Below are 20,471 nucleotides of genomic sequence, written 5' to 3'. Positions count from 1 at the left end.
GGAAATATCATTCATAAAAAAATAAAAATTTAAGAAAAACGGACAGCTGTCTTTTATTTAAATAAATATAATAAATGAAAAAATGTATGGTTAGGGGCGACTAACTATGCTAATATAACATAAAAACCTGCTGTATTCGGAAAGGAGGAATATGTGAAAATAGGAGATATTCTTATAAATGAAGGGGAAAAGAAAAAATTCACACTTGGGAATATAAGCGGAACGGCTTTTTGTGGAAGAAATACAGGGAAAACTTTAGTTATAACTGCAGGAGTGCATGGCGGAGAATATGTGGGAATAGAAACTGCTCTAAGACTTATAAAAGAACTTGAAGCTGAAAAATTGTCCGGAAATGTTATTATCTGCCCTGTTTTAAATACCGACGGATTTTATGACGGAGTAAAACAGATATCCACATCAGATTATAAAAATTTAAACAGGGAATTTCCGGGTGATGAAAAAGGTACAAGCACACAAAGACTTGCCTTTGATATAGAAAAATATCTCTACCCGACAGCTGATTTTATAGTGGATTTGCATGGCGGAGATATTAATGAGAATCTCATTCCTCTTATCTTCTTTCCTTACGGTTCCGGTGAAGATATGAAAAATTACGTTGGAGATATAGCTTCGAGAATGAGCGTGAATTTCAGAGTAGGATCCTACGCATCCAACGGACTTTACAGCTATGCCACAAAGAAGAATATTCCGGCAATGCTCTATGAAAGGGGGGCACATGGTATATGGAGTGAAGAGGATGTGCTTGCCGAAAAGAAAGATCTCTATAAGCTAATGGAGTTACTTGGGATAATAAAAGAAGGCCATGATATAAGCATAAATAAAAAACAAAAAGAAATAGCGAGAGCGGAGTATGTAGAGGCGGAGTGTGACGGACTTTGGTATCCTTATGTTAAACAGGGACAGAGAGTAAAAAAAGGGGAACTGCTTGGAGTATTAAAAAATATTGAAGGAGAAAAGCTTCAGGAAGTTGCGGCAAAATTTGATGCGGATATTTTATATTATACATTATCCTTGGGGGTCAGAAAGAAAGATACATTGACAGCATACGGAACTGAATGAACAAATCACTTGACAAATTTATACAGTAAAATTAAAATACTTTGAGTATCAAACTATTTGCTTTGGGATTCAAAGTATTTTTTGTTTTGATGAAAGTCTTATGAAAGGACTTATGAAGGATGAAGATAGCACTTGCAGGAACTGGCTCAAAACTGCCTTCTAAGGTTTTGACAAATGATGATTTGAGTAAAATCGTAGATACAAGTGATGAGTGGATCAGCCAAAGAACCGGAATCAAAAAAAGACATATCATAGGTGAAAATGAAAATTTGGTAAGTCTGGCATTTGCAGCCGGAAAAGAAGCATTAGAATCTGCAAATATTGAAGGTAAGGATTTGGGACTTATTATAGTGGGTACCTCCACTCAGGATAAGAGACTTCCAAATACCGCATGTGAGTTGCAGCCTCTACTTGGTGCAAAGGACTGTGCATGTATGGATGTAAGCTCCGCATGTTCGGGATTTATTTATGCACTGAGCATTGCATATTCCATGATGAATACTCTGGATATTGAGTATGCTCTTGTAGTAGGCGGTGATGTACTTTCAAGAGAGATGGATTGGAGTGACAGAACCACCTGTGTACTTTTCGGTGACGGAGTGGGAGCCGCGGTACTTAAGAAAGCGGATATTGAAGAAGGATTTTTAAGCTTTGATATAGGAGCTGACGGAAGTAAGGGATTTGCACTGTATGATAATTCTTACGGTGATGACAGATATATAAGAATGGACGGACAAGAGGTCTTTAAATTCACTGTCAGAACGGTACCTCACAGCATTGAACAGGCTATACAAAAGGCCGGGGTACATAAGGATGATATAGATTTATATCTTTTACATCAGGCAAATTTGAGAATACTTGAGGCCGTATCCAAAAAGCTGGATATACCTCTTGAAAAGTTACCTCACAATCTGGAAAATACCGGAAATACTTCTGCAGGAAGTATCCCTTTACTGCTTGATGAGGTAATAAAAAAAGGTATTGCAAAAAAAGGGGATTTGATTTTGCTCTGCGGATTCGGAGCAGGATTAACCTGGGGAACTTGTGTATTAAGATTGTAATTATTTTACAACTTAAATATAAATAAAATAAACATTTAAAAGGATGGAGAAAATTATGTCAGAGAAAATGAAATCAATTATTGCAGAGCAGTTAAATATCGATGCATCAGAAATCACATTGGAGTCAAGTTTCAAGGACGATTTAAATGCAGACTCACTTGACCTTTTTGAGATGGTAATGGCACTTGAGGATAACTATGGTGTTGAGATACCTTCTGAGGATTTAGAGAAGCTTTTAACTGTAGGTGATGTAGTAAATTACCTTAAGGACAAGGGCGTAGATAATTTATAAAAAATAAAAAACGCCTACGGGCGTTTTCTTAAAAAGGCAGAGGAAATTAATGCAAACAGAAATAACAAAACTATTAGGTATAGAATATCCGATAATTCAAGGCGGTATGGCATGGGTTGCCGAGCATCATTTGGCTGCAGCGGTAAGTGCGGCAGGCGGACTTGGACTTATTGGCGGAGCAAATGCACCGGCAGAGGTTGTAAGAAATGAAATAAGAGAGGCAAGAAAGCTTACAGATAAGCCTTTTGGAGTAAATGTAATGCTTATGTCACCTCATGCGGAAGAAATTGCCAAGGTAGTTGTGGAAGAAGGTATAAAGGTAGTTACTACAGGCGCAGGTTCACCTGAGAAGTATATGCAGATGTGGAAGGAAGCCGGAATAGTGGTAATTCCCGTAGTTGCAAGTGTTGCACTTGCAAGAAGAATGGAAAGATGCGGAGCTGACGCCGTTGTAGCCGAGGGTACAGAAAGTGGCGGACATATAGGAGAAGCTACTACAATGACTTTGGTTCCACAGGTTGTAAATGCGGTAAATATCCCTGTTATTGCGGCAGGCGGTATTGCAGACGGAAGAGGTTTGGCTGCGGCACTTATGCTTGGAGCAAAGGCTGTACAGATAGGTACAAGATTTGTGGTTGCAAATGAGTCTATTGTACATGAAAACTACAAAGACAGAGTTATCGCTGCCAAGGATATCGATTCGGCCGTAACAGGCAGAAGTCACGGTCATCCGGTAAGAAGTTTAAGAAACGCTATGACCAGAGAATACACAAAGCTTGAAGCTGAAGGAAAGAGTTTTGAGGAACTTGAGTACTTGACTCTGGGTACACTAAGAAAAGCTGTTATGGACGGTGATATTGTAAACGGAACCGTTATGGCAGGTCAGATAGCGGGACTTATAAACAAAAAGCAAAGTGCAAAAGAAATCATTGACGAGATAATGAGTGAGGCAACTAATCTTTTAAAGAATGCAGGGAGCTTAGTATAAATTATGAAGATAGCATTTTTATTCCCGGGACAGGGAGCTCAAAAACAAAATATGGGCAAGAGTTTTTATGAAAATGATGCGGATTCAAGGGCGGTTTTTGACAGTGTAAAAACAGTCACGGGGATAGATGCATGTGATCTGATTTTCAAAGAAAATGATGAATTAAACAATACAAGATATACACAGATAGCCATGGTGGCAACAGGCATTGCCATGTTAAAGGCTGTAGAAAAAACAGGACTTAAGGCCGATATATGTGCAGGTTTAAGCCTTGGAGAATATGAAGCACTGTATCTTAGCGGTGCTATAAGTGCTGAGGATGCTATTTTGATAGTGGATAAAAGAGGGCAGTATATGTCGGAAATAAAGGGTGGCGCAATGAGTGCCGTACTCTCACTTGACAATGAGACCATCAAGTCTGTAGTGGATGACATATACGGATGTTGGGTGGCGAATTATAACTGCCCGGGACAGACTGTAATATCCGGAACCGAAGAAGCGGTTGCACTTGCAGGCGAAAAATTAAAAGAAGCCGGAGCAAAGAGAGTACTGCCTTTAAAGGTAAGCGGTGCTTTTCACTCAGGACTTATGAAAGAAGCCGGAGAAAAACTTGCAAAAGTACTCGACGGTGTTGAGATAAGAGATATTCAGATACCTTATGTGGCAAATATCAATGCAGAAATTGTTACAGATAAGAACGATATCAAAAAGAATTTGATAGATCAGGTATCCGGAAGTGTACATTTGGAACAAAGCATTAGAAAAATGATTGAATGGGGAGTTGATACCTTTGTAGAAATCGGCCCGGGAAAGACCATGGCAGGTTTTGTAAAGAAAATTGATACAGAGGTAAAAGTCTTCAATATCGAAGAGTATGCGGATGTGGCAAATGTTTGTAGTCAGATTTTGGAGGCGAAATGAAAAGATTGGAAGGCAAGACAGCTTTGGTAACAGGTGCAGGCAGAGGCATCGGGGCTGCTATAGCAAAGAAACTGGCAGCTGACGGAGCACTGGTATATGTAAATTATGCGGCATCAAGTGAGGCTGCAAAAAAAGTTGCAAAAGAGATAGAGGATAACGGCGGAAGGGCAAAAATCTGCCAATGTGATATATCGGATTATGAGAGCACAAAGCAGATGATTGAAAATATCATTTCAGAGGAAGGTGCTGTGGATATATTGGTAAACAATGCCGGTATTACAAAAGATAATCTGATGATGAGAATGAAACCTGAAGAGTTTGATGCGGTAATAGCTACCAATTTAAATGGAAGCTTTAATACCATGCAGGTGGTTTCAAAATACATGATTAAGAAAAGAGCCGGAAGAATAATAAATATTTCTTCTGTTAGCGGTGTGATGGGCAATGCGGGACAGATAAACTATGCGGCATCAAAGGCAGGAGTTATAGGAATGACAAAGACTGCAGCAAGAGAGATGGCAAGCAGAAATATTACCGTAAATGCCATAGCACCGGGATATATAAGAACAGATATGACGGATGCCATGACAGATGATGCCAAGGCAAAAATAAATTCATTTATTCCGTTGGGATATCAGGGTGAGGTAGAGGATATTGCAAATATGGTGGCATACCTTGCCAGTGAAGAGGGCAGATATATTACAGGTCAGGTCATCAAAATAGATGGCGGAATGAGCATGTAATAAGAAGGATTGAAAGAACAACTGAAAAAGAGGTGACTATGAGAAGAAGAGTTGTTATTACAGGTTTGGGAGCTATCACACCGATAGGTCTTAATGTCAATGATTTTTGGAAAAATATAAAAGCAGGTGTACACGGTATAGGACCTATCACATACTTTGATACTACAGACTATAAGGCAAAGTTGGCGGCTGAAGTAAAGGACTTTGATGCCAAGAACTATATGGATCCAAAATCTGCCAGAAGAATGGAGCAGTTTTCACAGTTTGCAGTAGCGGCAACAAAAGAGGCCATTGAAGACGCAAAGCTTGATATGTCAAAGGAAGATCCTTATATGGTAGGAGTTGCGGTAGGATCGGGAATCGGATCGCTGCAGTCTATGGAAAAGGAATACGGAAAGCTTTTGGAAAAAGGGCCAAGCAGAGTGGCACCTCTTTTGGTACCGATGATGATTTCAAATATGGCGGCAGGTAATGTAGCAATTGCCTATGGATGTAAAGGAAAGAATATAAATGTAGTAACGGCTTGTGCCACAGGAACAAACTGTATAGGTGAGGCATTCAGATCCATCGTTTACGGAGAAGCTGATGTTATGCTTGCAGGAGGTACGGAAAGTTCAATCACTCCTATCGGGGTGGCGGGATTTACTTCACTCACAGCACTTAATACAGTAGATGATCCGGACAGAGCATCAATACCTTTTGATAAGGACAGAAACGGATTTATCATGGGAGAGGGAGCAGGCGTTTTGGTTTTAGAGGAACTTGAGCATGCTAAAAAAAGAGGTGCACATATATATGCCGAGTTGGCAGGATACGGTGCAACCTGTGATGCCTTCCACATTACTTCACCTGCAGAAGACGGCTCGGGAGCAGCAAAGGCTATGGAGCTTGCAATAAAAGATGCAGGTATGAAGCCTGAGGATATTGACTATGTAAATGCACATGGTACAGGAACTCATCACAATGATTTATTTGAGACCAAAGCAATAAAGACCGCACTTGGTGAGCATGCAAATAAAGTGGGAATAAGCTCTACAAAGTCAATGGTCGGACATCTTCTCGGTGCGGCCGGAGGTGTTGAGGCAATTGTATGTGTAAAGTCTATACAAGACGGATTTATGCACAAGAATGTAGGACTTATAAATAAAGATCCTGAGTGTGATTTGGACTTTTTGACAGAGTCAAAAGAGGTGGAAGTCAACGGAACAATCAGCAATTCACTTGGATTTGGCGGTCACAATGCAAGTATAGTTATAAAAAAATTCGTGGAGTAAACCGATGAAAATAGATGAGATTATAAAACTTATAGAAACAGTAAGTAAGAATGATGTTGATACATTAAACTATGCTACAGATTCCGAAAAAATCGTTATAAAGAAAAACAAAACAAAACTTGTAGCAGGAGAGGTTCAGGCCATACCGGTGGCACAGAGCGTAAGTTTTGAAGCCGCAAACACGGCAGAGAACACAAAGGTTGCAGGTCATACCGTAACATCACCGCTTGTAGGAACTTTCTACAGTGCACCTTCACCTGATTCACCAAGCTTTGTAAATGTAGGTGACAGAGTAAAGAAAGGTCAGGTAATAGGTATCATTGAGGCAATGAAACTTATGAATGAGCTTGAGAGTGATTTTGACGGTGTTATAAAGGAAATCCTTGTTAAGGATGAGGATGTGGTAGAGTACGGACAGCCGCTGTTTATTTTGGAGTAAAAATATGTTGGGAATTAAGGAAATTCAAGAGATAATACCTCACAGACATCCGTTTTTGCTAATTGACTGTATTGAGGAGCTGGAGCCGGGCAAAAAAAGTGTCGGATATAAATGTATAACATATAATGAGTCACAGTTTTTGGGACATTTTCCAGAGGAGCCTGTAATGCCGGGTGTGCTTATGATAGAGGCACTGGCACAGACAGGTGCGGTTGCTATATTGTCGGTACCTGAGAATAAGGGAAAGACAGCATATTTCGGAGCTATAAATTCCGCTAAATTCAAAAGAAAAGTTGTTCCGGGAGATAAGCTTAAATTATCCTGTGAGATAATCAGATCAAAAGGAAGAATAGGAATAGGAAAAGCTATAGCAAGTGTGGACGGTGAGATAGCGGTTGATGCCGAACTTACCTTTATCATTGGAGAATAAATGTTTAGAAAAGTATTGATAGCAAACAGAGGAGAGATTGCAGTCAGAATAATCAGAGCACTTAGAGAAATGGGTATTATAAGTGTTGCCGTATATTCCGAGGCGGACAGAGACAGCTTACATACGATGCTTGCAGATGAGGCTATTTGTATAGGACCTGCACCTGCGATGAAGAGCTATCTTGATATGGAGAGGATACTCAGTGCGGCCGTTACAACAGGTGCCGAGGCCATTCATCCGGGATTCGGATTTTTATCTGAGAATGAAAAATTTGCAAGACTTTGTACTGAAGTAGGAATAAAGTTTATCGGACCTAAATCTGAAACAATTGCCAAGCTTGGCGATAAGGCCGTAGCCAGAGCAACCATGCAAAAGGCTCATATCCCTGTAATACCGGGAACTGACGGAAGTGTTAAGGATGTGAATGAGGCATTAAAGCTTGCAAAAAAAGTGGGCTTCCCCGTAATGATTAAGGCCGCTCTTGGCGGAGGCGGAAAGGGAATGAGAATATCAAGAAGTGAAGACGATTTTGCAGAGAATTTTATGACTGCAAAAGCGGAGGCGCTTAAGGGATTTTCCGACGACTCCATGTATATTGAAAAATATATAGAAAGACCGAGACATATAGAGTTCCAGATTTTGGCGGACAGCTATGGAAATGTAATACATCTCGGTGAAAGAGATTGTTCCATACAAAGAAGACATCAAAAAGTATTGGAAGAGGCACCGTCGGTATTTCTTGACAGTAAGCTCAGAGAAAAGATGGGAAAGGCTGCAGTAAGTGCGGCAAAGGCTGCAGGATATGAGAATGCCGGAACCATTGAGTTTCTGGTGGATAAGAATAAAAACTTCTACTTTATGGAGATGAATACAAGAATTCAGGTAGAGCATCCTGTAACGGAGATGATCACCGGTATGGATCTTATAAAGGAGCAGATCAGAGTAGCTGCGGGAGAGAAGCTTTCAATTACTCAAAAGGATGTGAAGATTGAAGGACATTCCATAGAGTGCAGAATAAATGCCGAAAACCCAGATAAGAATTTTGCACCTTCTCCGGGAAGAATTGAGAGCATGCATTTGCCCGGCGGTAACGGTGTAAGAATAGATACACATATTTATGAAGATTACACGGTATCACCTTTTTATGATTCCATGCTTTTAAAATTGATAGTTCATGGAAAAACAAGACAGGAAGCTATTGCAAAGATGAGATCGGCTCTTGGTGAAATTGTAATAGAAGGTGTGGATACAAATATAGATTTTAACTATGAGATTATTAATAATCCGTACTTTATAGATGCTGATATAGATACTTCATTTATAGAAAAACAGTTTAAAATGTAGCAATGAAAGTTTTGAGGTGTTGTCATGTTTAGAAATATGTTTAAAAAGACATATGCAAAGATAGAACCGGAAAGTGAAAAGATAGATATCCCGGAGGGACTTTGGAAAAAGTGCAGAATCTGTAAAGAGCCGATTTTTGCTGAAGATGTAAAGTCAAATCTTTATACATGTCCGAAATGCGGCGGATATTTTAGAGTTCATGCATACAGAAGAATAGAAATGCTTGTGGATGACGGAAGTTTCATCGAGTGGAATAAGACAATGCCTATATCAAATCCTTTGGATTTCCCCGACTATGAGATCAAGCTTGAAGAGGAAAGACAAAAGAGCAAGCTTGATGAAGCTGTAGTCACAGGAGAGGCTACCATAGGTAATATAAGAACAGCTATAGCCGTATGTGATGCAAGATTTATGATGTCTTCTATGGGAAGAGTTGTAGGTGAAAAGATAACAGCGGCTGTAGAAAATGCGACAAAAGAGAAAATGCCGATTATTATTTTCTCATGTTCAGGCGGTGCCAGAATGCAGGAAGGTATGATTTCACTTATGCAGATGGCAAAGACATCGGCCGCGTTAAAGAAGCATCATGAGGCAGGACAACTTTTTATAAGCTTCCTTACAGATCCTACAATGGGTGGAGTAAGTGCTTCATTTGCAATGCTTGGAGATATTATACTGGCAGAGCCGAAGGCCCTTATAGGATTTGCAGGCCCGAGAGTTATTGCACAGACTATAGGAACAAAGCTGCCGGAAGGTTTCCAGAGTGCAGAGTTTTTACTTGAGCACGGCTTTATAGATGCTATAGTGGAAAGATCGGAGCAAAGAAGCGTCTTAAAGAAGATACTGAGAGCTCATACTTCAGGATTTAAGAAAGTTGCACGTCAGGAAAGTCAGGATGAAAATACCGAAAAGGCCGCAGAGAAGCGACCGAAGGTAAAGGCACCGAAGACTGCCTGGGACAGTGTACTCTTATCAAGAAGACCTGACAGACCTACCGCAAAGGATTATATCGACAGATTGTTCAGTTTCTTTTTTGAACTACATGGAGACAGACTTTCCGGAGATGACGGTGCCATTGTCGGCGGCATAGCAAACTACTATGGAAAACCTGTAATGGTTGTAGCCCAGCAAAAAGGTAAGAGCATAAAGGAAAATAAAATCAGAAACTTCGGTATGCCGAATCCAAGCGGATATCGTAAGGCACTAAGACTTATGAAGCATGCGCAGAAGTTTAATATGCCGGTTATATGTATAGTGGATACTCCGGGAGCATTTTGCGGAATAGAAGCCGAGGAGAAGGGGCAGGCCGAGGCAATAGCAAGAGCACTCTTTGAAATGAGCGATATGACTGTGCCTATTTTATCTGTTGTAATAGGTGAAGGCGGATCGGGAGGTGCACTTGCACTTGCCGTAGCCAATGAAGTCTGGATGCTTGAACATTCAATATACTCAATACTTTCACCTGAAGGTTTCGCTTCAATACTTTATAAAGATGCAAAAAAGAACAAAGAGGCTGCAGAGGTTATGAAGATTACCTCAAAAGAACTTTTAGGCTTGGGGGTAATAGACAGAGTTATAAAGGAAGAATTACCTTTGACTGTCGATACTATGTATGTTGTAATAGAAGAGATGGTTTCAAATATCGATGATTTCTTTGAGAAAATTGATTCAAAATCCAAGGAAGAAATTGCAGAGGACAGATACAACAGATTCAGGAAGTTTTAAATAGCTGAAAGGGAAATATGGAATTCTTAAAAATAGGAGATAAAAGTTTGCTCTATCCCATTATCCAGGGCGGTATGGGTGTAGGAATAAGCCTTTCATCCCTTGCGGCACATGTGGCAGGCAATGGAGGAATGGGAATTATATCAACAGCACAGATCGGATTCAGAGAGGATGATTTTTATAAAAATCCTATAGAAGCAAATCTTCGTGCCGTAAAGACCGAACTTCAAAAAGCCAGAGATATAGCGGCGGAAGTATTCGAAAGGAGATTTAAGGTTTCAAAGCAGGCTTCTAAATTCTTGGAAAAATTAAAAAACTATAATCCTTTTATAGGCTTTAATATAATGGTGGCAACAAACAAATATGCGGACTATGTAATAGAAGCCGTAAAAGCCGGTGCGGATATCATAATATCAGGAGCCGGACTGCCGATAGAATTGCCGGAGCTTGTGGAAAAGGGACAGGCCTTAAGCGAAAACGCAAAAAAGACCTGTATTGCACCGATAGTTTCAAGCAGAAAAAGTGCAAAAGTTATTTTAAAGATGTGGGACAGAAAATATAACACCACAGCTGATGCCGTAGTAATAGAAGGACCGCTTGCAGGCGGACATCTGGGATTTTCCTATGATGAGCTTCACGAGCTTGGCGCCGACACTATGGCAAGTAAAAACTATAAAAGAGAAAAATATGATGCCGAAATAAAAGAGATCATAGAGGAAGTAAGAATCTATGAAGAAAAGTTCGGTAAAAAGATTCCTGTGTTTGTGGCAGGCGGTATATATACAAGAGAAGATATGGAGCATGCCATGAGTCTGGGTGCGGACGGAGTACAGATGGGTACAAGATTTGTTACCACATATGAATGTGATGCACCGGATGATTACAAGCAGACATATATTGATGCAAAAGAAGAAGATATTGTTATCACAAAATCACCTGTAGGTATGCCGGGAAGAGCTATAAGAAACGACTTTATGGACAGACTGAAGACGGGTCCTATACCGATAAGACATTGTCACAACTGTTTGGCATTGTCGGTATGTGACAGAAAGACAATACCGTATTGTATAACAGATGCACTGTGTTCCGCTGCAAACTCGGATGAAAGCCATGCATTGCTCTTTTGCGGCTCAAATGCTTACAGAGCAACAGCGCTGGAGCATGTGGAAGATATAATGAAAGAACTTACAGAAAAATAAATAATTAAGATTTGATTCGGACCTTAACCGGTCCGAATTTTTTTAATGGCTCTTTGTCAAAGAAAGCGTTTAGCCTTTGATTATAAATATAAGACGGATTCAAAGACAAATGTTCATTGATTTTCAGATGAGTTTTTATTAGACTGTTAAAGATACTTTACCTCTAAAATATAGTTTAGCATAAAGTAACAGGTATGTAAGGTTATTTTAATACATATGTTCAATATTTGTGATATAGTATTAATAAGTTAGAGGGTAAATAAAAAGTTTAAGTGGGAATGAAATATGAAAATCAAAAAAATTATAGCCGGCGGCCTGTCGATATTATTGTCGGTGGGTGTGATAACTTTTGCGCCGGGGAACGGAATGGTAACACATGCAGCTACTCCTCCAAACATAGTATCGCAGGGAGCTGCACTTTACAATGCAAATACAGGTGAATTCCTGTATGAAAAAGAGGGAAATAAGCAGTTTTTCCCTGCCTCAATCACTAAGATTATGACAACATTGCTTGCTTTGGAGCAGGCGGATCTTGATGATACCGTGGTGTTTTCAAAGAGTGCAACTACAAATCTGGAATCGGGAGCCACAAACTTAGGTGTAGTGGAAGGTGACAGAATAAGTGTAAGAGATGCACTTTACGGAACAATGCTTGCCTCGGCAAATGAGGTTGCAAACGGACTTGCGGAGCATGTCGGAGGTTCAATACCGGGATTTGCAAATATGATGAATGCAAGAGCGAGAGAGATAGGGGCAAAAAACACAAATTTTGTAAATCCGAGCGGTTTGAACAATCAAAACCACAAGACTACAGCTAAGGATATGGCTTTGATTGCGGCTGAAGCGTTTAGAAATCCTAATTTCAGAGCGATTGCAAGTACAAGATATTATACATTTCCCGCAACTCAGAGAAACCCGGTCACTTCAATTGCAATGCATCATAAGATGATTCAGACCAATGACAACAGATATTATCCGGGTGTTATAGGCGGAAAGACCGGATATACGAAGAGTGCCGGAAATACTTTGGTAACATGTGCGGAGAGAAACGGTGTAAGACTGGTAGTTGTAATACTTAAGAGTCAGGGAACTCATTATACCGACACAAGAGCCTTACTTGACTACGGCTTTGCGATAGCTTCAACAGGCGGTGTGGATATTGCATCAAAAGATGTAAGTGTGAAAAAGAGTATTACAGGGGCTGCAGTGCAGGCCGCAAAAAAGGAAGTTGTTGCAAGAACAGAATCGGAACAGCAAGCTCAGGTAACAAATGCGGACAGTGCAAAAGTTGATGCTGCACCGAAGTCAATTGCCACATCTGATGTAAGAGCTGAAAACTACGGTCCGGGTATGGCACCGGATATAGGTTGGAAAGAGAGCAACGGAAGCTGGTTTTATGTAAAATCAGATAAAACAAGTGCAAGAGCTGAAGTTTTAAATATTAACGGAAAAAAATACTGGTTTGATGCGGACGGCAAAATGGCAAAAGGCTGGAGACAGGATACAAGCGGATCTTGGTATTTTATGGAAGATTCGGGAGCTATGAATTCTTCAGGCTGGCTTAAGTACAACGGACTATGGTATTATTTGGGAAGTGATGGTAAAATGTTGACAAATACCACCACACCTGACGGATACACTTTAAACAGTGACGGAGTTTGGGTAAGCTAGGAGTTTGATGAAAAATATATTTTCTAAAATTATAGGATTGGGAGCAGTGGGGAGTATTTCCTTGCTGCTCCGTTCTTTTTATGAAAGAAAGAACTTTAAAACAGTACAATATAATATAAGTAGCGAAAAGATTGAGAGTGAAAAGAAAATAGTCTTTTTAACAGATTTACACAATAACAGTTTCGGAAAAAACAATGAGAAGCTATTTTCGGCTATAGAGGACATATCGCCGGACTTGGTGCTTATAGGCGGTGATATGATAACCGTAAAGAGCAGACTAGGTATAGAAAATGTCCTGCCTCTTTTAAAAAGGCTTTCAAGTAAGTATAAATGTATATATGCCAACGGAAATCATGAACAAAGACTTAGTGAGAATAAATTCGGATTAAATTACAGGCAATATAAGCAGATAATGGAGGATATGGGGATAGTATATCTTTCAAATAAAAGCTGTGATTTGGATGATAATATATGTGTTCACGGATTGGACCTTGAGAGAAAATATTATTTGAGAAGATTTAAAAAGCCTCTGGATTCCGGTTATATAAATAAGCGCATAAGTATAGATGAATCAAAGTTTAATATTTTATTGGCACATTCACCACTGTTTGTAAAAGACTATGCAGACAGTCATGTGGATTTGGCACTTGCAGGGCATTTTCACGGTGGAACGATAAGGCTTCCGGGCGGTATAGGCGTGATGACACCACAGTTTCATTTCTTTAACAGATTGGTTGTAGGAATGAAAAAAGTCGAAAATATGATTCAGATAATCGGAGCGGGACTTGGAACTCACAGTATCAATATAAGATTAAATGATATGTCGGAGCTGATTGTGATTAATCTTAAGTGTCGCAATAAATCTTGAAATTTGGTACAATAGTAAGGTTGAGTGATATTTATATTTGAGAGGTGAGTATGGAGATTTCATACAAATTGGATAGGTTTGAAGGACCGCTTGATTTGCTCTTATATCTTATAGAAAGGGATAGAATAGATATATATGATATTCCGATCGTGAGTATTACAGAGCAGTATTTAAACTATATGAACAAGCTGGAAACCGATGACCTTGACTTGATGAGCGAATTTATTGTAATGGCGACCACGCTTCTTGATATAAAAGCTAAGATGCTTTTACCGCTTGAGGAGGATGAGGAAACAAAGGAAATCATAGACCCGAGAGCAGAGCTTGTGGCAAGACTTTTGGAATATAAAAAATACAAGATGATGGCAAATGAACTTGCCGGAAGATACTTTGATGCCGGGAAAATACTTTTTAAGGAGCCGAGTATTCCTGCAGAGGTGGAAGAGTACAAGGAGCCTGTAAACTTGGATGAGCTTTTCGGCGGTTTAAATCTGCACAAGTTAAAAGAAGTATTTGACCGTGTAATGAAGCAAAAGGAAAACAGGATTGATAAGGTAAGGAGTAATTTCGGTACCATAAAAAAGGAACCTGTATCTTTGGAAACCAAGATAACGGAGGTTATGGCATATGCCAGAAAGCATAGAAAATTCACTTTCAGATCTTTACTTGAAAGCCAGGCAACCAGGCTTGAAGTTGTGGTTACATTTTTAAGTGTACTTGAGCTTATGAAAATAGGCAAAATAGCTCTTTTACAGGAGGAGACTTTCGGAGAAATGCAAATAGAAACTTTGGAGGAAGAGGGAAAGGAGGAGACGCTGGATCTAAGCGATATATTAGATGGCTAAATTGAGTAAAACAGAAGCGGCAATAGAGGCGATACTTTTTGCCTTGGGAACCTCTGTAGAAATAAGACAATTATGTGCCGCTCTTGATATGAAAGAGAGTGAAGTAATTCAAAATCTCGAATCTTTAAAAGCAAAGTATAATAATGATAACAGAGGAATACAGATAATTGATTTGGGAGATTGTGTTCAGATGTGTACAAAGACAGAGTACTATGAACAACTTATAAAGGTATGCAAGACACCCAAAAAGCAGGTACTTACCGATGCCCTGCTTGAGACATTATCAATTATCGCATATAAGCAGCCTATTACAAAGGCTGAAATAGAGCGCATAAGAGGCGTATCATCGGACCATGTGGTCAGCAGGTTGGTAGAATTCGGACTTGTGTATGAAGCCGGAAAACTTGATGCACCCGGAAGACCTTCACAGTTTGCAACTACCGAAGAATTCTTAAGAAGATTCGGAGTGGAGTCAAAAGAATCATTGCCAAGACTCAATTCGGATCTTGAAGCCGAGATAGTGCATGAGGTTGAGGAAGAGACCGGATGGAAGTTCGGCTTTGAAAGTGAAGTAAACGGAGTAGGGGAAGATAATTGATATGAAGATAAAGATAAAATATTTCAGTGAGGAAATTGAAAAATTAAAATTTATAGACGGGAAAAGTGACTGGATAGACTTAAGAGCCGCTGAAAGAGTTGAGATGAAGTCGGGAGATTATAAGCTTATCAGACTCGGAGTGGGAATGGAATTGCCACTCGGATATGAAGCATTGGTGGTACCTAGAAGTTCCACTTTCAAAAACTTTGGAATCTTACAGACCAACTCAATGGGAGTTATTGATGAGTCATATTGCGGTGACAATGATGAATGGAGATTTCCCGCATTGGCTATGAGAGATACCGTTATAGAAGTAAATGACAGAATATGCCAGTTTAGAATTATCAAGCATCAGGATGCATTTGAATTTGAAGAAGTGAATAAATTGGATGGAGTAGACAGAGGTGGCTTTGGCAGTACAGGGAAAAATTAAAAATATATTTGCATTAGGCATATTATCTCTCGTTTTACTAAGCGGTTGTGGAGCAAATGAAAAGAAATACTTTGAAAGCGGCAAGGCCTTGCTTGAAGAGGGGAAATATGCACAAGCGGTGGAAGTCTTTGATAAGGCGATAGGTGTGCATGGAAGCAAAAATATCAGAGGTCTTGAAATAGATATACTCAGATACAGAGCGGAAGCCGAGTACAAAGCAGGTGATTACAAGGCGGCCGAACATACATACAGACTTCTTATATCCGCAGATGAAGAAAGAACGGAATACTTGGACATGCTGGCTATCATATATACGAAGCTTTGCAATATAGATATGGATATAGAAATAGCAGATGCTACGGCAATGTATGATAAGGCGGAGAGCCTTGATGACAGAAGTGAACTTCATATCAATGCAGGTATCAGTATAGTGCAGTATTATGAGGATATGTATGATAAGAGTTCAGATTCATCATATCTTGATAAGGCCGAGGAATTCTTAGAAAATCAGTTAAAAGAAACCAACAGAAAAAATGCCAAGGTGCTGGCTGTCTATGCAAAGCATATGTCAAAGAGAGAAGATTATGAAAAGGCACTTGAAGCCGTTGAAGAGGGCATGGCACTTTTGGAAAATAAGACTTTAAGTGCACATGACGATGAGACATTAAAGTCTTTGATGTTTTCAAAGGGCTCATGTTATGAATATATGAGTGACTATGACAAGGCTTTGGAATGCTTCAATGCATATATTTTAAAATACGGTGAGGACGAAGCGGTTTCTCATGAAGTGGCTTTTTTAAAGTCAAGAATCAGATAGGTAGTATATGAGTACATATGAAACAAAAGAAATAGTTGAAAAGGTAATTCTGCTGGGAGTTGATGTGGGTGACGATACAAAGGAATCCATGAAAGAGCTGGCAGAGCTTGTGGATACTGCAGGCGCAACAGTGCTTGACAGTATTATACAATCGAGAGAGAGGATTCACCCGGGTACCTATATAGGAAAGGGTAAGATAGAGGAAGTCAAAGACAGAGTTATAGATCTTGGAGCTACAGGAGTGGTATGCGATGACGAGCTCACACCTGCGCAGCTTAGAAATCTTGAGGATCTTTTGGACACCAAGGTAATGGACAGAACAATGGTAATCCTGGATATATTTGCAAAAAGAGCAACAACAAGTGAAGGAAAGATTCAGGTTGAGTTGGCACAGCTGAAATTTTCTGCAGCAAGACTGGTAGGACTTAGAAGCAGTCTTTCAAGACTTGGTGGAGGTATAGGAACCAGAGGTCCGGGAGAGAAAAAGCTTGAGATGGACAGAAGACTTATCCATGAGAGAATTTCACAGTTGAAAGTGGAACTTAAAAAGGTTGAAAATCACAGAGAACTGATAAGAAAATCCAGAGATGAAAACCTTGCCTTTAATGTGGCAATAGTGGGATATACCAATGCCGGAAAATCCACTTTGCTTAATAAGCTTACAGATGCAAATATATTGGCGGAGGACAAGCTCTTTGCAACTCTAGATCCTACTACAAGAAAGTTAAAACTTGGAAGCGGACAGGAAATACTGGTAACGGATACGGTAGGTTTTATAAGAAAACTTCCGCATCATCTTATAGAAGCATTCAAATCCACTCTGGAAGAGGCAAAGTATGCAAATCTTCTGATACATATGGTGGATGCGTCAAATGAAGAGGCATCATCACAGATGCTGGTGGTATACGACACACTCAGAAGCCTTGATGTAGTTGATAAAGATATAATTACCGTATTTAATAAGACAGATCTGATGGAAGAAAATATGGAACTTCCAAGAGATTTCCACGCGGACAAAGTTTTAAAGATGTCGGCAAAGACCGGAGAGGGTATAGAGGATTTAAAAAAGACTGTTGAAGATATATTACAAAAGCAAAGAGTTTATCTTGAGCATGTATTCCCGTATAAGGATGCCGGTAAAATAGCAATTGTCAGAAAATTCGGTGAAATCCTCAGTGAAGAATATATTGATGAAGGAATCAGTATAAAAGCATATATTCCGGCTGAAATCTTCGGAAAAGTAATTTCCACTTGAAAAATCCATACAGGTAATATATATTAGTAGTACCTAACTTAGCAAAGCCTAACTTGGTAAAATGTTATATATTACTTGGAGTGGATATGTTATTAGCACTTTTGATTGCCGGTAAGATGTTGATGGGAACCGGTGGTGACAGACCGAACAGAGAAGAGAAAATTTGCGGTAAGCAACATTTTTGGAGAGATAAAAAAGAAGAAATGGGCTACAGATTGCAGTACAGTCTTCTTGACGGACATGCAAGGATTCTTGATAAAAATAATATAAGAAAAGCTACCGGTACAATGAGTGCTATGGAAGAGAAATTTGAAAGATTGGTTTCAGGCAGTTTCCTAAAGCCCGGAGATGTGATAGGAGTATCCAGAGCATTATACGATCACTACGGTATTTATATAGGAGACGGCAAGGTCATTCACTATGCGGACAAAACCAAGGATTTCGGCAGGAATGTCAGCATATATGAGACCGACTTAAAGGAATTTACAGAAGGGTCGGAGGATTATTTTGTACTTCATTTTCCAAAGGCGGGAGGTCCGCCAAGAAAACTTAGGAGCAGTACAAACTTTGATAAAAATCCCAGAGAACAGACCGGTATATTTGATTTTTTATTTAAAGCAAAGTATAAGCTGTTTTCACCTGAGGAGACTATAGAGAGGGCAAAATCAAGGCTTGGAGAAAGAGCCTACAATTTTACCAGAAACAACTGTGAGCATTTTGCACTTTGGTGTAAAACAGGAGTATCTTTTTCACGTCAGGTGGATATGGTACTTTCAATATAGTAAGTTTAAGAGCTTTCGGGTTTTTAACCCGGAGGCTTTTTTTATGAGCCTTTTTATTTCCTCAATCATTTGTTATAATACCTTGGTGAAAACAGGAGAGAAGGTCTATGAAAATCATTCTGGAAAATAATGAAGCCGAGATTGTAGAAAAGAAATCAAGATTTATAGCAAATATTGCTATGGTAAGCTCTGAAGAAGAGGCACTTGAATTTATAGATAAAATAAAGAAAAAGTACTATGATGCCAGACACAATTGCTATGCATATATCATAGGAGAAGACGGAAATAAGAAAAAATGTTCGGACGACGGTGAACCGCAAAGAAGTGCCGGAATGCCCATGATGGAAGTACTGGAAAATCAGGGTTATTTTGATATAGTGGCGGTGGTTACGAGATATTTCGGAGGCACCTTACTTGGTGTGGGTGGACTTATACGTGCATATCAGGGGGTGGTTATAGAGGCGCTTGCCAATACGAAAACCGGAGAGATCAGAGACGGTTTCAGAGTACAGTATAAATTCGGATATGATTTTTACGGAAAAATAAAATATATAGCAGACAGTGAAAATATAGTTATAGAAGATACCGTATTTGATGAGATGGTGACCATAAGTCTGATATTTGAAAAAGAGACTTGCGAAAGACTTCAAAAGAAGCTTGTGGAAGAGACCAATGCCAATATAGAACAATTACTTATTGAAAAGATAAAATATATTACCGTAGACGATAAATGGTATAAAGAATACAAATAGAAAAGGTTAATATACTCAGAGGTTTGATAAATGCAGTTATATTTGGGAGAAGAGGGAAAAAAGTATTATTGGAGAGTCGTAGATGTCAGTAATATTGCTGATGTGGAGACTTTGGAGACAAAATTTGAATTAACGGAGGAAATGGCGGAGTATGTTCTCGACTCAAATGAAAGAGCGAGAGTGGAATATGACGGAAAAAATCTGCTTGTAGTAATACATGTGCCGGCATTTACACAAAACAACGGACATTATGAGACAAGGTCAATAAAGTTTTTTGTAAATTCAGAAAGCATATTTATGTTCGTTACATATGACACGAACTATATAGTTCCGCTTATTGAAAAGTATATAAAAGCGGAAGAGGCAAGCAGTCCGATGATGCTTTTGTTTTTAAGTCTTTTCGTTATATCGGACTCATTTTTACCGATACTTGATAAGCTCAATGAAGAGAGATTGCATCTTAACAGAAGACTCAGAATGAATACAAATAATCAGGGTATCTGGGATCTCTCAGACCTTGAGGTCGGTCTTATCTACCTCGGTGCCGCAACAAGACAGAATGTGGTGGCAATAAGACAGATGAGGATAACCTCGGCAATTAAAAAATGTAGTGAAGCCGAAAAGGAAGAGCTTGAGGATGCATACATAGAGGCCAAGCAGGCAAGCGATATGGCCGAGATGGCGACAAGCATAGTGGAGCAGATGAGCGGTATGTACAATAACCTGATAAATATCAGGTTAAATGAAACAATGCGTATTATGACCATATGGTCGCTTCTTATGACAATACCTACAGTGATTTCAGGATTTTTCGGTATGAATGTGGATCTGCCATTGGCAAAAGTGGAAGGCGGATGGATAATTATAAGTGTTATTACCGCGGTTTTGTTATGGGCGATGTGGAAATTTATTTGGAATAAACTTTAATAAATATAATAGTTATATCAGTCCAAA

Annotated in this window: 22 protein-coding genes; all 22 read left to right on the top strand. The window is 39.4% G+C overall.

Annotated elements, in window-relative coordinates; translation table 11 throughout:
• The first annotated feature begins 153 nt into the window (after window positions 1-153).
• The 22 genes from HMPREF1495_RS00570 to HMPREF1495_RS00465 all read left to right on the top strand — a co-directional run bounded on the left by HMPREF1495_RS00570 (window position 154) and on the right by HMPREF1495_RS00465 (window position 20,444).
• On the top strand, window positions 154-1,080 hold the full coding sequence (locus HMPREF1495_RS00570) for a M14 family zinc carboxypeptidase (protein ID WP_034211161.1): 927 nt from the start codon (window positions 154-156) through the stop codon (window positions 1,078-1,080).
• Window positions 1,081-1,199: 119 nt separating this feature from the next.
• Window positions 1,200-2,141: a beta-ketoacyl-ACP synthase III gene (locus tag HMPREF1495_RS00565; protein ID WP_034211160.1), complete on the top strand. Its 942-nt coding sequence runs from the start codon at window positions 1,200-1,202 to the stop codon at window positions 2,139-2,141.
• Between the two features lie 55 nt (window positions 2,142-2,196).
• Window positions 2,197-2,433, top strand: coding sequence for an acyl carrier protein (acpP, locus tag HMPREF1495_RS00560; protein WP_007595511.1), 237 nt, complete (start codon window positions 2,197-2,199; stop codon window positions 2,431-2,433).
• A gap of 49 nt (window positions 2,434-2,482) precedes the next feature.
• Window positions 2,483-3,421, top strand: coding sequence for an enoyl-[acyl-carrier-protein] reductase FabK (fabK, locus tag HMPREF1495_RS00555; protein ID WP_034211158.1), 939 nt, complete (start codon window positions 2,483-2,485; stop codon window positions 3,419-3,421).
• A 3-nt stretch (window positions 3,422-3,424) separates the two neighbouring features.
• A complete protein-coding gene (gene fabD / locus HMPREF1495_RS00550; RefSeq protein ID WP_034211156.1) occupies window positions 3,425-4,342 on the top strand; it encodes an ACP S-malonyltransferase in 918 nt (305 codons plus the stop codon).
• The gene (fabG, locus tag HMPREF1495_RS00545; RefSeq protein WP_034211154.1) at window positions 4,339-5,085 is read left to right on the top strand and encodes a 3-oxoacyl-[acyl-carrier-protein] reductase; all 747 of its coding nucleotides are present in this window, start codon (window positions 4,339-4,341) and stop codon (window positions 5,083-5,085) included. The genes fabD and fabG overlap by 4 nt, the downstream gene beginning before the upstream one ends.
• 38 nt (window positions 5,086-5,123) lie before the next feature.
• Window positions 5,124-6,359 (top strand): beta-ketoacyl-ACP synthase II, encoded by a 1,236-nt coding sequence (gene fabF / locus HMPREF1495_RS00540; protein WP_034211152.1) that lies wholly within the window; start codon window positions 5,124-5,126, stop codon window positions 6,357-6,359.
• A 4-nt stretch (window positions 6,360-6,363) separates the two neighbouring features.
• Entirely contained in the window at window positions 6,364-6,798 is a 435-nt protein-coding gene (accB, locus tag HMPREF1495_RS00535; protein WP_034211150.1) for an acetyl-CoA carboxylase biotin carboxyl carrier protein, read from the top strand.
• A 4-nt stretch (window positions 6,799-6,802) separates the two neighbouring features.
• On the top strand, window positions 6,803-7,228 hold the full coding sequence (gene fabZ / locus HMPREF1495_RS00530; protein ID WP_007595523.1) for a 3-hydroxyacyl-ACP dehydratase FabZ: 426 nt from the start codon (window positions 6,803-6,805) through the stop codon (window positions 7,226-7,228).
• Window positions 7,229-8,572, top strand: coding sequence for an acetyl-CoA carboxylase biotin carboxylase subunit (locus HMPREF1495_RS00525; RefSeq protein ID WP_007595525.1), 1,344 nt, complete (start codon window positions 7,229-7,231; stop codon window positions 8,570-8,572).
• A 24-nt stretch (window positions 8,573-8,596) separates the two neighbouring features.
• Entirely contained in the window at window positions 8,597-10,297 is a 1,701-nt protein-coding gene (locus HMPREF1495_RS00520) for an acetyl-CoA carboxylase carboxyl transferase subunit (RefSeq protein WP_007595528.1), read from the top strand.
• Between the two features lie 17 nt (window positions 10,298-10,314).
• Window positions 10,315-11,496 carry an NAD(P)H-dependent flavin oxidoreductase gene (locus tag HMPREF1495_RS00515; protein ID WP_007595530.1) on the top strand — a complete coding sequence of 394 codons (1,182 nt, stop codon included), beginning with the start codon at window positions 10,315-10,317 and terminating at the stop codon, window positions 11,494-11,496.
• A 285-nt stretch (window positions 11,497-11,781) separates the two neighbouring features.
• A complete protein-coding gene (locus HMPREF1495_RS00510; protein ID WP_034211148.1) occupies window positions 11,782-13,167 on the top strand; it encodes a serine hydrolase in 1,386 nt (461 codons plus the stop codon).
• A 7-nt stretch (window positions 13,168-13,174) separates the two neighbouring features.
• Complete coding sequence (locus HMPREF1495_RS00505; RefSeq protein WP_034211146.1) at window positions 13,175-14,035, top strand: metallophosphoesterase; 861 nt, start codon at window positions 13,175-13,177, stop codon at window positions 14,033-14,035.
• 50 nt (window positions 14,036-14,085) lie between these two features.
• Window positions 14,086-14,880, top strand: a complete 795-nt coding sequence (locus HMPREF1495_RS00500; RefSeq protein WP_034211144.1) for a segregation and condensation protein A — start codon at window positions 14,086-14,088, stop codon at window positions 14,878-14,880.
• Window positions 14,873-15,478 (top strand): SMC-Scp complex subunit ScpB, encoded by a 606-nt coding sequence (gene scpB, locus HMPREF1495_RS00495; protein WP_007595538.1) that lies wholly within the window; start codon window positions 14,873-14,875, stop codon window positions 15,476-15,478. Before HMPREF1495_RS00500 ends, scpB begins: the two co-directional genes overlap by 8 nt.
• Before the next feature lies 1 nt (window position 15,479).
• Window positions 15,480-15,911 carry a dUTP diphosphatase gene (locus tag HMPREF1495_RS00490; protein ID WP_034211142.1) on the top strand — a complete coding sequence of 144 codons (432 nt, stop codon included), beginning with the start codon at window positions 15,480-15,482 and terminating at the stop codon, window positions 15,909-15,911.
• Entirely contained in the window at window positions 15,883-16,728 is an 846-nt protein-coding gene (locus HMPREF1495_RS00485; RefSeq protein ID WP_034211140.1) for a tetratricopeptide repeat protein, read from the top strand. The genes HMPREF1495_RS00490 and HMPREF1495_RS00485 overlap by 29 nt, the downstream gene beginning before the upstream one ends.
• A 7-nt stretch (window positions 16,729-16,735) precedes the next feature.
• A complete protein-coding gene (gene hflX / locus HMPREF1495_RS00480; protein ID WP_034211138.1) occupies window positions 16,736-17,983 on the top strand; it encodes a GTPase HflX in 1,248 nt (415 codons plus the stop codon).
• 86 nt (window positions 17,984-18,069) lie between these two features.
• Window positions 18,070-18,765, top strand: coding sequence for a lecithin retinol acyltransferase family protein (locus HMPREF1495_RS00475; protein ID WP_034211136.1), 696 nt, complete (start codon window positions 18,070-18,072; stop codon window positions 18,763-18,765).
• A gap of 107 nt (window positions 18,766-18,872) precedes the next feature.
• Window positions 18,873-19,517 carry a YigZ family protein gene (locus HMPREF1495_RS00470; protein WP_034211134.1) on the top strand — a complete coding sequence of 215 codons (645 nt, stop codon included), beginning with the start codon at window positions 18,873-18,875 and terminating at the stop codon, window positions 19,515-19,517.
• A gap of 30 nt (window positions 19,518-19,547) precedes the next feature.
• The gene (locus HMPREF1495_RS00465; protein WP_034211132.1) at window positions 19,548-20,444 is read left to right on the top strand and encodes a magnesium transporter CorA family protein; all 897 of its coding nucleotides are present in this window, start codon (window positions 19,548-19,550) and stop codon (window positions 20,442-20,444) included.
• Window positions 20,445-20,471 lie beyond the last annotated feature (27 nt).

Source organism: Lachnoanaerobaculum sp. MSX33, assembly GCF_000512995.1.
Classification (GTDB): Bacteria; Bacillota; Clostridia; order Lachnospirales; family Lachnospiraceae; genus Lachnoanaerobaculum.
Note: the sequence above shows the minus strand (reverse complement) of the source record. Positions and strands in the feature narration are given on the sequence as shown.

Bases quoted from the DNA above. Each gene is read 5' to 3' on its own strand.
- HMPREF1495_RS00565 (WP_034211160.1), top strand. From the start codon at position 1,200: ATGAAGATAGCACTTGCAGGAACTGGCTCAAAACTGCCTTCTAAGGTT.
- acpP (WP_007595511.1), top strand. From the start codon at position 2,197: ATGTCAGAGAAAATGAAATCAATTATTGCAGAGCAGTTAAATATCGAT.
- fabK (WP_034211158.1), top strand. From the start codon at position 2,483: ATGCAAACAGAAATAACAAAACTATTAGGTATAGAATATCCGATAATT.
- fabD (WP_034211156.1), top strand. From the start codon at position 3,425: ATGAAGATAGCATTTTTATTCCCGGGACAGGGAGCTCAAAAACAAAAT.
- fabG (WP_034211154.1), top strand. From the start codon at position 4,339: ATGAAAAGATTGGAAGGCAAGACAGCTTTGGTAACAGGTGCAGGCAGA.
- fabF (WP_034211152.1), top strand. From the start codon at position 5,124: ATGAGAAGAAGAGTTGTTATTACAGGTTTGGGAGCTATCACACCGATA.
- accB (WP_034211150.1), top strand. From the start codon at position 6,364: ATGAAAATAGATGAGATTATAAAACTTATAGAAACAGTAAGTAAGAAT.
- fabZ (WP_007595523.1), top strand. From the start codon at position 6,803: ATGTTGGGAATTAAGGAAATTCAAGAGATAATACCTCACAGACATCCG.
- HMPREF1495_RS00525 (WP_007595525.1), top strand. From the start codon at position 7,229: ATGTTTAGAAAAGTATTGATAGCAAACAGAGGAGAGATTGCAGTCAGA.
- HMPREF1495_RS00520 (WP_007595528.1), top strand. From the start codon at position 8,597: ATGTTTAGAAATATGTTTAAAAAGACATATGCAAAGATAGAACCGGAA.
- HMPREF1495_RS00515 (WP_007595530.1), top strand. From the start codon at position 10,315: ATGGAATTCTTAAAAATAGGAGATAAAAGTTTGCTCTATCCCATTATC.
- HMPREF1495_RS00510 (WP_034211148.1), top strand. From the start codon at position 11,782: ATGAAAATCAAAAAAATTATAGCCGGCGGCCTGTCGATATTATTGTCG.
- HMPREF1495_RS00505 (WP_034211146.1), top strand. From the start codon at position 13,175: ATGAAAAATATATTTTCTAAAATTATAGGATTGGGAGCAGTGGGGAGT.
- HMPREF1495_RS00500 (WP_034211144.1), top strand. From the start codon at position 14,086: ATGGAGATTTCATACAAATTGGATAGGTTTGAAGGACCGCTTGATTTG.
- scpB (WP_007595538.1), top strand. From the start codon at position 14,873: ATGGCTAAATTGAGTAAAACAGAAGCGGCAATAGAGGCGATACTTTTT.
- HMPREF1495_RS00490 (WP_034211142.1), top strand. From the start codon at position 15,480: ATGAAGATAAAGATAAAATATTTCAGTGAGGAAATTGAAAAATTAAAA.
- hflX (WP_034211138.1), top strand. From the start codon at position 16,736: ATGAGTACATATGAAACAAAAGAAATAGTTGAAAAGGTAATTCTGCTG.
- HMPREF1495_RS00475 (WP_034211136.1), top strand. From the start codon at position 18,070: ATGTTATTAGCACTTTTGATTGCCGGTAAGATGTTGATGGGAACCGGT.
- HMPREF1495_RS00470 (WP_034211134.1), top strand. From the start codon at position 18,873: ATGAAAATCATTCTGGAAAATAATGAAGCCGAGATTGTAGAAAAGAAA.
- HMPREF1495_RS00465 (WP_034211132.1), top strand. From the start codon at position 19,548: ATGCAGTTATATTTGGGAGAAGAGGGAAAAAAGTATTATTGGAGAGTC.